Genomic DNA, 12197 nt, shown 5'->3' with positions numbered 1-12197 from the left:
GGTATGGTAACCGGTACCTTTATATATGATAAAAATCTTTCGTATTTTGATAAAGGATTTCATAGACATCCTCAATCGGCAATCCTTTTATCGAAGCAATCTGACGCACACTTTCATGCATCATGCCAGGATGGGTCCATTTCCCTTTGAAAACCCCTTCAAACGGCCATGGTCCATCCGTTTCAATCATCATCAGCTTAAGTGGGTAAGCCGAAACCAATTCCTGTATTTCCCTCTCATAACAAACATCAGGTGTAATCGAAATGCGGAAGCCCTTTTCTGCCATTCTTTCGACTGTCCGGATATCGCCTTTAAACCAATGAAAGTGTGCCTTTGTGATTTGATGCTTATCCAAAAGGTCGCAAACGATGGGTGCATCGTCATGGACGGCATGAAGGATAACCGGCTTTTCAACCTCTTTAGCCAAGGTCAGGAACCTTTCCAGTATCACTATATACGCTGAGTTATCCATATCGGGATTTTCCTGCCTTAAGTAATAGGGCAGCCCAACCTCGCCTATGGCAACCATATCTTGACGATGTTCCCGCATCCAGTTCAAAAGTTCGTTCACTTCTTCATCGCTTGGGAGGGGCTGCTCTGGATGAAAACCAAAGGCAGGCTTTATTCGTGAATCCTTGAGTGAGAGCTGATAATTGTTAATCGAAGAAGCCAAATTCATGGAAACAGACAGCAAGGATTCCATATGGACCTTTTCCATGTCAGTCAGAATCTGCTGCCGCTTAACAACATCATACCGGTCCAAATGGATATGACTGTCGATGATCCTCAAGTTCAATCGCCTCCTTTAAGTAGAAATAGTTGGCTTCAGTGCTGCATATAAATCTCTCTTCAAATGAAAAAATTCATCACTAAGAAGCTGTTCTTCACTTCTTGGCCTTGGAAATGGAATTTTCACTTCTTTGATGACAGCAGCCGGTTTTGCTGATAACACATAAATTCTATCTGAAAGGAAAACCGCTTCATCTATGCTATGCGTAACAAATAGCACCGACCTCCGATTTTCTTCCCAAACCGATAACAGCCATTTTTGCATTTGCAATCTTGTCAGTTCATCCAAGGCAGAAAAGGGTTCGTCCAGGCACATCAAGTCCTGTTGACTTAAGATACTCCGGATGAATGCGGCCCTTTGCTTCATGCCTCCTGATAATTCATGCGGATATGCTTTCTCGTACTCTTCTAATCCAGCTTTCATCAAAAGGGCTTTTGCCTTTTCTTTATCTCTGATTCCAGCAAGTTCACTTCCAAGCAAAACATTTTCCAATACCGTCCTCCAAGGTAGAAGCGAAGGCTGCTGAGGCATATAGCTGATATGGCCCTTTAAGCCATTAATCTTTTTACCATCCAGTGAAATGATGCCCTGATCTGGCTTCAGAATGCCGCCGATCAAATGGAACAATGTACTTTTACCGCTCCCCGATGGCCCAAGGATCGTGACAAATTCCCCATCATCCACATGGAAATTCATATTATCCAATATATTCTGTTTACCATCGAAAGAATAGGAGACGTCTTTAATTTCCAGCTTCATCCTTTTCGCCCTCCTTTCTCTTCCAAGAAATTAAGTATTTCTCCAGGAAGGTGATGATTCCAAAAAAGATCAGGCTCATTCCCATGATGATGAAAATGGCAACAAACACCCGATCTGTCCTGAACGCAGAGGAAGCGAGGGTCATATAAACACCAATCCCCGATTTTGCCCCAAGCCATTCCGAAATAACCGCACCCATTACACTATAGGTGGCCGAAATTTTCAGGCCGGAGAAAATGAACGGGACCGAGTGAGGGAGTTCCAGCTTCCAAAATAGCTGGTTTTTTCCCGCTCCCATCATCTTGAAATAATGCTTAAGTTCGTAGGGTGTCTGGCGAAAACCGTCCAATGATGCAACCGCAACCGGAAAAAAACATACAAGCGAAATCACTATTAACTTAGGCAGCATGCCAAAGCCAAACCAGATCACCAAGAGCGGCGCCAAAACAATGATCGGTATATTTTGTGATAGTATGAGCAGTGGATAAACAGCGTCCTTCACACCTGGAAATAGGTGTAAGATTGCCGCTATCAATAAGCCGATGCAGCTTCCAATAAAAAAACCCGACAACGCAAGCTCGGTTGTGGATATAAGGTGTCCGAAAAGATTGCCGGACGACTCAATTCCTTCAATGAAAATGGCAGATGGAGCGGGAAGCAGCCATTCTTCGACTTTCAATAAGACTGTCACTGACTCCCATACTATCAGCAACAATAATAAAAGAAAGAAGGGAGCCCCCTTCTTCCAAATTCCCCTTCCGATCATGCCCGATATTTCTCCGTTAACGTATCCATCGTAATCCCGCTTGGCTGATATAATATTTTCACTTGGGAAATGACATTCGGCGATCCTATTTCAATCATTCTTACATTCATTTTTTCTATCACGGCAAAAAGTTCGGAAAGCTCACCCTCCATTGTCGTTTCAAGCGGGTGAACCTCATACTTGACACCTGATTCTTCAATGATCTTGATTGCTTCATCGACCATTGGGATGACATTTTCCCCTTTAGGGATAATCTGTATACTAATTAATGAGTTGGCCATTGCATTTCCTCCTATTTTGGTAAAAATTCATTGGTAAATGCCTTTTCAGGATCGAAATCACCTTCAAGAAGCTTATTTTCAATCATCCAATCACTGTAATTCTTCCAAATTTCAAGCTTTTGTTCACCCCATCGCGGAGCATCATCCTGATACTTGTCTGCAAGCCACTCCTGGCTTTTCTTCACCAGTTTTGCATCAAGATCCGGTGCAGCCTTTGTTAACATGTCTGCTGCATCAGCAGGATTCTTGATCGCAAACTGGTACCCTTTCGATGCTGCATGAACGAATGCTTTAACAGTCTCGGGATCTTCTTTTATCATCTTTTCATTCGTAGTCAATACAGGCGTATAGTAATCAAGTTTATCAGAGTATTCGGTTAAGTAAACCATATTAAGCTTCTCATTTCGCAATTCAGCCTCAATGCCTGTCCATCCATAATAAATCCAGGCAAAATCTATATCCCTTTTAACCGAAGTGAAAAAATCCGTGTCTCCTGTATTGACTATATCCACTTTATTTACATCCGCATTTTCTTTTTTCATGAGTGAATCCATGATGGCCTTTTCAACCGGAGATCCCCAGCCACCATACGTTTTCCCTTCAAAATCCTTGGGAGTTTTAATGTTCTTTGCTTCAGGGGAAGCGAATCCCGAGGTATTATGCTGGATGACGGCAGCTACCGAAACAATTGGCACACCCTGCACACGGGCCTGCGTTATGCCCTCCTGGTAACTGACGCCAAATTCAGATTTTCCTGAAGCGACAAGCTTATCAGCTCCTGCTTCACCTGGCATGATAATTTCCACATCAAGACCTTGTTCTTTAAAATAACCTTTTTCCTTGGCTACATACAATCCTGTATGGTTTGTATTCGGTGTCCAATCGAGCACGACCGATACTTTTTTTAATTCTTCATTTTTAGATGCTTCTTCTTTTTCATTCGTTCCGCCTGCACCGCATCCAGCCAAAAGGAACAACGAAGTTAACAGTGGCAAGAATTTATTCAAGTCATTATCCTCCTACACATCATATAAGATCCATATGCCGGAACCATATCGGGGCTCCAGGGTTCATTCAAATACTGGATAAATAAGCAAAAAACGCCCGAAGGTGAATTCGGACGTTAACATATAAAACAGAAAGTCAGTCATAATATGTTCCCTCCGCTGGCATCATCCAGATCAGGTTCAAAGAGTCAGCATCTAAAGGATGCAATCTCAGCCAGCAGTACCGGCCCCCCTACATTTCTCGCACATATGAACTTTTCTCTCCCATTATATCAATTCATGGGGAAAAAGGAATACTAATTTGCTTCTTCTCGCTAATTGGAAAGGTATTCCAGTCATCTAGGATATCCAGCAAAACATCTTTTGCGATGAAAGCAAAAAACTTCTGCCCACTTTTCATTCCAATCATTCTCGGCTGCAAAGGCGCTGAAACGTTCCAAATAGTCACTTCCTTGCTGGCATTCATATAATGAGCATTATGTAGACATTTTTGTTTACCCGTTTTATTAACCGTTCATTTAAATAAGCAAAAGGTGGATATGATCATGATAAAGATTAATCACAAATGGTTAGATGTCAGTCAAATCCAACCAGGAATAGCACCTGCTAAATCGCTTGAAATTGTTCAATCGCTGGCGGAGGATTCGAACGTTTTTGAATACCGGAACTTTGGAGAGTTTAATTTCGAGATACAACTGCGAAACCGAGTCATTGCGGCAGCCATTGCGTTGGATAAAAGTGATGCAGAATTTTCCACACTTGAGGAATCGGAATCCAATAAACAATATTGGCGCCTTTCAAAGGATGGCACCTTTACCCTTCAGCCAGGGGTTCTCCCTCATGCTGCACTCCTTGACATTTTCATAAATGGAAGGCTTTATGCTTTCGAATGCGGGACAGCGATAGTCGTCACTTTTCTAAAGGCCATATTGGATTTAATCGGCCCCAGGAATTTCGACCACCTTTTTTCAAACCTAGTTTTATATGACTGGCACCCTCCACAAAATATGGCTCTCGATATTCATCAAGGAAGGGATTATTTACCGGGAGATTGCGTTTATTTCAAAAACCCTGAGCACGACGAGTCAACTCCTGAATGGCAAGGTGAAAATGCCATATTATTAGGAAACAACCTCTATTATGGTCACGGAATCGGCATTACCAGTGCACAGGGAATCATCACGGAATTAAATAGCAATAGAAAGCCATTCGCCACCATATCGGCATACCTGACAACTCATATCATTTTCCTGGATAGTTCCTTCTATAGCCAATTCCGACAAAACATCCCCCGTGCAAAGCCAAATCAAAGTCCTTCCAGCCTTTCCAATTGTATTGTAACTGAAATAGGTTCGAATATTTACCTTTCATGACCCTGGCATTTCTCCTATGCCGTAAAACCGTTTCATTAAATACCGCCATAAAAAAAATGCTTGGAGAGAAATCTCCCAAGCATTTTTTGTTATTCAAGCACCAATATTCCCTTTGCCTTTGAACCTGCGGGCACTTGCCTGACCCCACTTCGTTATGGATACTGTATAAACAGCCAAGGCTGACCATATGAACAAAAAGGCTAAAAGATGTGCTTTCGTAAAACTTTCATGATAGACGAATACACCGATCAATAAAGATAAGGTCGGAGCGATATACTGAAAAATGCCAAGCATCGATAACGGGATCTTCTCCGCCCCTTTCGCAAAATATAAAAGAGGCAATGCCGTTACAATCCCGCCTCCCACCAATAGCAGGCTTGTGCTTCCCTCTGTAAAGAATTGCATTTCTGATTGGTTCATCAAGTATATCAGGTAACCAAGGGCAAGAGGGGTTACCATCATCGTTTCGAGCGTCAGCCCGATCGCCGATTCGGCCTTGATCATTTTTTTTGCCAGACCGTATAATCCGAAGGTCATGGCCAAAACAAGAGAGATCCACGGAATCGTGCCGAAATGAATGCCAAGGATCAAGACGCCGATTCCTGCAAGCAGGAATGAAATGATTTGGGCCCGGCTCAATTTTTCTTTTAAGACTATCACTCCCAATAGTACACTGACTAACGGATTGATATAATATCCAAGGCTCGTGTCGAGGATCCGGCCTGAATTAACGGCCCAGATGAACACTCCCCAATTAGCTGTAACAAGCAGTGACGCCGTAAGTAATGCCGTAAAGAGTTTGGGATTTCCCATTATGTTTTTGACATAAACAAGAAACGCTTGCCACTTTTTCATGAACATCAATAACACCAGCATGAACACGAAAGACCATAATACCCTCTGAGCTAAAATTTCTGTTGCACCGACTCCCTGAAGGAACTTCCAGTAAACCGGCACGATTCCCCACATCATGTAAGAAAGGGCTGCATAGATCGCCCCTTCTTTTTGTTCATCCACTTTCATAACAAGCCTTCTTTCCATTTACATTCCTTTATCTAAATCCATCTAACAATTTTGTATTCCCATTTCTTTTTTTGCAACTGTTATTTTTTATCATACATGATTTTGTCATCAATGACCGTCATGACCGCCTCAGCTTTTAGGAGATCATCCGGCTCAACATCAAAGACATCCAGATTAAACACGGTAAAATCTGCATCGTACCCTTCCATGATCGCACCGCGACGTTTTTCCTGGCCGATTGCTGCAGCACTCCCTTTTGTATACAGTGAGAAAGCCTCGTATACGGAAAGCCTTTCACCCAAACCATATACGGTCCGGTCCTCACTGTTGATTTTCATCCTTGTGACAGCTGCATGAATGCCCAAAATAGGATTTAATGGTTCAATGGGCGCATCCGACCCTCCCGCACAAATGATGCCCAACTTCAAATAGGTTTTCCAGGCATAGGAGAATTCCAATAGATCAGCTGGAACCTTTTCCTCCACCCACGGAAAATCGGACGGGACGAAGCCCGGTTGGATATCAAAGATTACCGGCAGCTTTGCCGCCCGCTCCAACAGCTCCGGCCGGACAATCTGCGCATGGATGAGCCGGTCCCTCTGCCCCTTTTTCGGGGGAAGGGTTTCTATTGCATTCAAGACGTATTCAAAAGCGAGATCGCCAATCGCATGAACAGCAATCGGCATTCCGGCATCCCTTGCTTTTTTCACCCATTCCTGAAGCTCGTTTTCAGTGAATATCGCGACTCCATTCGTATCCTTTTGATCTACATAAGGCTCGCTCAACAGGGCAGTGCGTCCGCCCAAGGACCCGTCGGTAAATATCTTCATGCTGTCGAATTTGATATATCGCGTACCTTTCTGATAGCCGCCGCCCGCTGCCAGCATTTCATCAAACGCTTCGTGATGGACGAGCAAATTGGCGCGAAAGGCCATTTCCCGGTCCTCGATTACCGATTTAAACGCCTGATATGTCGGCATGAAGCCATTGTAATAATGGAGGTCCTCAGTATGCCCGCCAGTCAAACCTAGCTTGTATGCATCTTCTATGGCCTCTGTGAGCGCGTTTTCGATATACTCTTGATCAATGCCGGGAAGGCTGTCTAAAATAAGGTTCTGCGCCTGACTTTCTTTAAATAAACCATTTAAACGCCCATCGGGATAACGGCAGATCACCCCGCCTGAAGGTTCTTTTATATCTTCTTTAATATCCGCTTCCAAAAGTGCGCGGGAATTGACCACCAAGGCATGACGGCAGATCCTTTTCAAGACGATGGGATGTTCTGTCGATATCGCGTCAAGATCATCCCGTACTATCAATTCAGGACTCGGCCATTCATTTTCATTCCACCCTTCGGCAACAATCCACTTTCCAGCCGGGGTTTTTGAGCACTTTTCCTTCAAGGACTTCAAGATGGACTCCCTGCTATCCATCAAAGAGAGGTCTAAACGAAGCAGCCTTTCACCATGCCCGACCAAATGCAGGTGACTATCCACTAACCCCGGCAGCATCGTTTGTCCATTTAAGTCGATTTCCCTGGAAATATCGCCGGCATATTCATTTTTCAAATAGTCCAGGCTGCCGGTATCAACAATTACCCCCTTTTCAGTGAAAACTGCCTCCACTTGATCGTTTTCTTTAATCATCGTATAAATCGACCCATTGAACCATAACGTTCCCATTCCGGCTTTACACTCCTTATTAAATGATTGTTACTGTGCAGATATGCAGTAAGTGTACCATCTCATATCATGATTTCCCATATTTATGCTTTTATCAAAGCAAATGTAAAAAAAACGCCAGCCTTGGGGGCTGACGGTGATGCTTTCAATCAATTGTTAAGGAATGCTTCTTCCCTTTTACGTAAATCCACCCGTTTGATTTTACCTGATGTCGTTTTGGGCAGCTCTTCTAAAAATTCGATTTTCCTTGGATATTTATATGGGGCAGTCAATTCCTTCACATGCGATTGGAGCGTCTGGATCAAGCCTTGGCTGTTCGGATCGATATCCTCCATCAAGACTACATATGCCTTGACCACATTTCCCCTTATTTCATCAGGGCTTGCTATGACGGCACACTCTTTAACAAATGGATGCTTAACGAGTGCATCTTCCACTTCAAACGGTCCAATCGTATATCCCGAGCTGATGATGATATCATCAGAACGGCCCTCAAACCAGAAATAACCATCCTCATCCTTTTTCGCTTGGTCGCCGGTGATATAATAGTCCCCGCGGAACTGCTGCGATGTCCGCTCGGGATCTTTAAAATATTCTTTAAAGAGAGCAGGCGTTTCTACATGTACGGCTATATCTCCCACCACCCCCGGAGAACAAGGTTTACCTGAATCATCAATGATTTCCACATGGTTGCCCGGAGTCGGTTTGCCCATGGAGCCCAATTTGATTTCCATGCCTTTCGTTACGCCTACCAACAGGGTATTTTCGGTCTGCCCATATCCATCACGCACTTCAATATGGAAATGGTTTTTAAAGACCTCGAACACTTTTTGATTTAAAGGCTCTCCCGCTGATACAGCACTATGAAGATGGGATAAATCATAGTCATCAAGGTTATCCGCCTTTGCCATCAATCGGTACTCGGTCGGTGTGCAGCATAATGCATTCACTTTGTAATCCTGAAGCAGCTGAAGATATTTTTTCGCCTCGAACTTCCCATGATAGGCAAGACCGGCCGCTCCCGTTCCCAGAACCGCCAGGAAAGGACTCCAGATCCACTTTTGCCAACCTGGGCCTGCAGTTGCCCAGACCACATCCGTTTCGCTTATGCCAAGCCAGTTTGCTGCAGACGTTTTCAAATGGGCATAAGCCCATCCATGTGTATGGACGACCCCTTTTGGATTTCCTGTCGTTCCGGAAGTATACGATAAGAACGCCATATCTTCACTCTTCGTGTCGGCCATAGGCAGTTGATCTGATTCCTCATCGGCAAGCTCATTCAAATCCAGCCAATTTTCGATTCGTTTTCCGATTGAAAATTTCAGGAGGCTTTCCGCCCCTTCAATTTCATTCAATTCATGAGTATATTCATGATAACTGATGATTCCTTTGACATCACCATGGTTGACTCGATACTGCAAGTCCTTCGCACGAAGCATTTCGGAACAAGGTATGACAATCATGCCCATTTTCAATGCGGCTAAATACACTTGATAAGCTTCCACCAAACGAGGGATTATGATAAGGACGGTATCACCTTTACCCAGTCCTTTTTTCTTGAAGGCATTTCCGATTTTATTTGCACTTTTTAATAAATTTTCATATGTAAGTTGTTTTTTATCCCCGGTTTCGTTCTCCCAGAGTACGGCAACTTTTTCTGGATCTTTTGCAAAACGTTCCATTTCACTCACTAAGTTGTAATGTTCCGGAGCCAATAAGTCTTCACGCTTCATATTCTTCCCCTCCAATTATGAACTCTTAGTACCTACTCATTATACAAGATACTTCTCTAATATTTCTATTTATTTTTACAAATAAATAAAGAGAGCGGGTATGAGAACCCGCTCTCTGTAGCCATATTTATTAAATTATCTGTTGAATCCTCCGCCTAATTGTTGTTCAGCCATTTGAACAAGGCGTTTTGTGATTTCTCCACCAACTGAACCGTTAGCGCGAGATGTTGTGTCGGCACCAAGTTGTACGCCGAATTCTGTAGCGATTTCATATTTCATTTGTTGTAGAGCTTGTTCCACTCCAGGTACCAATAATTCGTTTGAGCTGTTGTTGTTTGCCATGTGTTTTTCACCTCCTTGTGATTATAGAGTGTGTTAAAACACATGGCTTCATTCGCATAATTTTATTGGTAATTACAGGATATTAAAATAAGTCTTCCATTGCTTCTTCCGTGTCGAAAGTCTGACCGGGTTTAACCGTTAATATTTCTGTATCAGAGACCGCTTTTTCAATCAAGGATTCAAAGTCCACGAAGCTTTCATAGTAATTGACTTTCTCACGTTTCGGTTTCGTTTTTGGGCTTGCAGGCGTGAAGACCGTACAGCAATCCTCGTACGGCAAATTGGATATTTCAAAAGTATCAAGCTCTCTTGCAATTTTGATGATTTCTGTCTTATCCATGGTAATCAGCGGACGCAGGATCGGTGTATTCGTCACCTCATTGATGGCAAACATGCTGCTCATCGTCTGGCTCGCAACCTGCCCAAGGCTTTCACCTGTAATCAGTGCCATGGCTTCTTCCTTTTCACGGATTCGATCGGCGACCCGCATCATTAAACGCCGGGTTGTAGTCATTGAGTAGTTTTCCGGAATTTGTTTTTGAATCAATAATTGGATTTCCGTAAATGGCACGATATGCACTTTCATGCTTCCATTTATTTCTGCAAGCTTGCCTGCCAAATCAATGACCTTTTGACGTGAACGTTCGCTTGTGAACGGCGGGCTGTAAAAATGGATCGCTTCCACGTCCAATCCCCGTTTCATCGAAAGGAATCCCGCAACAGGGCTATCAATCCCGCCTGAAAGCATCAGCATCGCCTTCCCGCTTGAACCGAATGGAAGACCGCCTGCCCCCTGGATGATTTCCCCTGTCAAATATACGGCTTCGCGTCTCACTTCCACCAGCAGGTTCAAATCAGGGTTCTTTACATCCACTTTTAAATCTTCTGTATTTCGCAGTAGATGCCCGCCGATTGCCCTGTTAATTTCATCGGTATTATATGGAAAATCCTTATCCGCGCGTTTTGTCGTGATTTTGAACGTGTTCACCTCTTCAAGAGTATGATGAAGATAATACAATGCTGCCGTTTTCATCACTTCCAAATCACGCTCTATTTTTATTGCGGGGCTTAATGACTGAATTCCAAAAATGCCTTTCAACCTGTCAATGACTGGTTTATGGTCCGCACCGTTCAGGAGAACGTACATCCGCTCCCGATTCGCTGTAAGCACTACGCCTTCTATATCTTTTAAACTCCAGCGGATATGTGCTTTCATTTTGTCTACAAAGCCTTTACGGTTTCTTTTTTTTGTGGAGATTTCTCCATAACGGATAATTATATGATCAAATTTCATTTTGCAACCCTCATTATTTTTTCTAAATTAGCGACTATTTTCTGTATCGCCGCCAGAACTTGCTTTGCTTCTCCCATTTCATTTCCATAGGTAGTACTGATCCGGATGACGCTTTCGGAACGTGCTGAATTATGGAACATCGCATCCACCGTTTTGCTTACCGTCCTTTTTTTCGAAGAACAGGCACTGGTCGTCGAAACATATATTCCCTCCGATTCAAGTGCATGCAGCAAGACCTCGGATTTAATCCCCGGAACGGAAAAATTCAAAATATGGGGTGCACCCTCTTCAGGACTGTTAACCAGCACCCCTTCCATTTCCTTCAAGCCTTTATATAAATATGTTTTGATTTGCTGCAGCTTATCATGATACAGCAATTGATTGTTCATACTAATACGCAAAGCCTTCGATAGCGCCACGATTCCCGCAACATTCTCGGTGCCGCTCCTGATTTTCGTTTCTTGGTTGCCACCATGGAAAAGCGGATCGACCCGAACGCCTTCACGGACATAAAGGATGCCTGTCCCTTTCAAGCCGTGAACCTTGTGGCCGGAAATTGTACATAAATCCACATTGGCTTCGCGCAATGATAACGAAACCTTGCCTGTTCCCTGTACATGATCAACATGAAAGAGCACGTTTGGGTATTGATTAAGCAATTCGCCAATTTCAGCAATCGGCTGAATCGAGCCAACTTCATTATTAACATGCATGACGGAAACCAAAATGGTATCTTCTCTCAATGCTTCCTTAAGATCCGTTACATCCATTTGCCCAAATTCGTTAACGCGAAGATATGTGATCTCATAGCCCATTTTCGTCAATGATTGGCATGCATCCTCTACAGAAGGATGTTCAATCGCTGTCGTGATTATGTGTTTGCCGCGATTCCCCTGAGAACGGGCGGCCCCTTTGATGGCAAGATTATTTCCTTCCGTCCCCCCGGAAGTGAAATATATTTCCGAACTCTTCACCTTTAGTAAATCAGCGATCTGCTTTCTTGCAGCGGAAAGCAGTTTTTCGGATTGCACCCCAAGTCCATGAAGCGAAGAGGGGTTCCCGAAATAGTCCGAAGTAACCTTCATGAATGATTCGATCACTTCGGGATATGGTTTTGTTGTTGCACTATTATCAAAATAAATCATGG

At 43.5% G+C, this 12197-nt stretch carries 12 protein-coding genes and 1 riboswitch; of the genes, 1 reads left to right on the top strand and 11 read right to left on the bottom strand.

The window, feature by feature from the left end; genetic code table 11:
* Positions 1-19: 19 nt before the first annotated feature.
* Genes ACQKNS_RS12085 through ACQKNS_RS12065 form a run of 5 tightly spaced genes read right to left on the bottom strand, consistent with a single transcriptional unit; the run spans position 20 to position 3603 of the window.
* Entirely contained in the window at positions 20-790 is a 771-nt protein-coding gene (locus tag ACQKNS_RS12085) for a TatD family hydrolase (RefSeq protein WP_427643150.1), read from the bottom strand.
* A gap of 15 nt (positions 791-805) precedes the next feature.
* Positions 806-1549 carry an ABC transporter ATP-binding protein gene (locus tag ACQKNS_RS12080; RefSeq protein ID WP_427643148.1) on the bottom strand — a complete coding sequence of 248 codons (744 nt, stop codon included), beginning with the start codon at positions 1547-1549 and terminating at the stop codon, positions 806-808.
* Positions 1533-2315, bottom strand: coding sequence for an ABC transporter permease (locus tag ACQKNS_RS12075; protein WP_427643146.1), 783 nt, complete (start codon positions 2313-2315; stop codon positions 1533-1535). Before ACQKNS_RS12075 ends, ACQKNS_RS12080 begins: the two co-directional genes overlap by 17 nt.
* Positions 2312-2596, bottom strand: coding sequence for a thiamine-binding protein (locus ACQKNS_RS12070; RefSeq protein ID WP_034309193.1), 285 nt, complete (start codon positions 2594-2596; stop codon positions 2312-2314). The genes ACQKNS_RS12075 and ACQKNS_RS12070 overlap by 4 nt, the downstream gene beginning before the upstream one ends.
* Positions 2597-2607: 11 nt before the next feature.
* Positions 2608-3603: an ABC transporter substrate-binding protein gene (locus ACQKNS_RS12065; RefSeq protein WP_427643144.1), complete on the bottom strand. Its 996-nt coding sequence runs from the start codon at positions 3601-3603 to the stop codon at positions 2608-2610.
* Positions 3604-3737: 134 nt separating this feature from the next.
* Positions 3738-3847: riboswitch (TPP riboswitch) on the bottom strand.
* Between the two features lie 301 nt (positions 3848-4148).
* On the opposite strand from ACQKNS_RS12065, the gene ACQKNS_RS12060 reads away from it, so the two are divergent.
* A complete protein-coding gene (locus ACQKNS_RS12060; protein WP_427643143.1) occupies positions 4149-4976 on the top strand; it encodes a protein-glutamine gamma-glutamyltransferase in 828 nt (275 codons plus the stop codon).
* Positions 4977-5069: 93 nt separating this feature from the next.
* On the opposite strand, the gene rarD is transcribed toward ACQKNS_RS12060, so the two are convergent.
* The 6 genes from rarD to ACQKNS_RS12030 all read right to left on the bottom strand — a co-directional run bounded on the left by rarD (position 5070) and on the right by ACQKNS_RS12030 (position 12195).
* A complete protein-coding gene (gene rarD / locus ACQKNS_RS12055; protein ID WP_427643139.1) occupies positions 5070-5999 on the bottom strand; it encodes an EamA family transporter RarD in 930 nt (309 codons plus the stop codon).
* Positions 6000-6079: 80 nt separating this feature from the next.
* Positions 6080-7681: an amidohydrolase gene (locus ACQKNS_RS12050; RefSeq protein ID WP_427643138.1), complete on the bottom strand. Its 1602-nt coding sequence runs from the start codon at positions 7679-7681 to the stop codon at positions 6080-6082.
* 149 nt (positions 7682-7830) lie between these two features.
* The gene (gene mbcS, locus ACQKNS_RS12045; protein WP_427643136.1) at positions 7831-9414 is read right to left on the bottom strand and encodes an acyl-CoA synthetase MbcS; all 1584 of its coding nucleotides are present in this window, start codon (positions 9412-9414) and stop codon (positions 7831-7833) included.
* A gap of 135 nt (positions 9415-9549) precedes the next feature.
* Complete coding sequence (locus ACQKNS_RS12040; protein WP_034309203.1) at positions 9550-9756, bottom strand: alpha/beta-type small acid-soluble spore protein; 207 nt, start codon at positions 9754-9756, stop codon at positions 9550-9552.
* An 82-nt stretch (positions 9757-9838) separates the two neighbouring features.
* Positions 9839-11050, bottom strand: a complete 1212-nt coding sequence (thiI, locus tag ACQKNS_RS12035) for a tRNA uracil 4-sulfurtransferase ThiI (RefSeq protein WP_427643134.1) — start codon at positions 11048-11050, stop codon at positions 9839-9841.
* The gene (locus tag ACQKNS_RS12030) at positions 11047-12195 is read right to left on the bottom strand and encodes a cysteine desulfurase family protein (protein WP_427643133.1); all 1149 of its coding nucleotides are present in this window, start codon (positions 12193-12195) and stop codon (positions 11047-11049) included. Before ACQKNS_RS12030 ends, thiI begins: the two co-directional genes overlap by 4 nt.
* Between the last annotated feature and the right edge of the window lie 2 nt (positions 12196-12197).

Origin of the sequence: Peribacillus sp. NPDC094092 (assembly GCF_050279365.1) — a bacterium.
In the GTDB taxonomy this organism is placed as follows: Bacteria; Bacillota; Bacilli; order Bacillales; family DSM-1321; genus Peribacillus.
This window is presented reverse-complemented; position numbering and strand designations above follow the sequence as displayed.

Excerpts from the sequence above, each read along its gene's own strand:
- ACQKNS_RS12080 (WP_427643148.1), bottom strand. The coding sequence starts at position 1,549 with ATGAAGCTGGAAATTAAAGACGTCTCCTATTCTTTCGATGGTAAACAG.
- ACQKNS_RS12075 (WP_427643146.1), bottom strand. The coding sequence starts at position 2,315 with ATGATCGGAAGGGGAATTTGGAAGAAGGGGGCTCCCTTCTTTCTTTTA.
- ACQKNS_RS12070 (WP_034309193.1), bottom strand. The coding sequence starts at position 2,596 with ATGGCCAACTCATTAATTAGTATACAGATTATCCCTAAAGGGGAAAAT.
- ACQKNS_RS12060 (WP_427643143.1), top strand. The coding sequence starts at position 4,149 with ATGATAAAGATTAATCACAAATGGTTAGATGTCAGTCAAATCCAACCA.
- rarD (WP_427643139.1), bottom strand. The coding sequence starts at position 5,999 with ATGAAAGTGGATGAACAAAAAGAAGGGGCGATCTATGCAGCCCTTTCT.
- ACQKNS_RS12050 (WP_427643138.1), bottom strand. The coding sequence starts at position 7,681 with ATGGGAACGTTATGGTTCAATGGGTCGATTTATACGATGATTAAAGAA.
- mbcS (WP_427643136.1), bottom strand. The coding sequence starts at position 9,414 with ATGAAGCGTGAAGACTTATTGGCTCCGGAACATTACAACTTAGTGAGT.
- ACQKNS_RS12040 (WP_034309203.1), bottom strand. The coding sequence starts at position 9,756 with ATGGCAAACAACAACAGCTCAAACGAATTATTGGTACCTGGAGTGGAA.
- thiI (WP_427643134.1), bottom strand. The coding sequence starts at position 11,050 with ATGAAATTTGATCATATAATTATCCGTTATGGAGAAATCTCCACAAAA.
- ACQKNS_RS12030 (WP_427643133.1), bottom strand. The coding sequence starts at position 12,195 with ATGATTTATTTTGATAATAGTGCAACAACAAAACCATATCCCGAAGTG.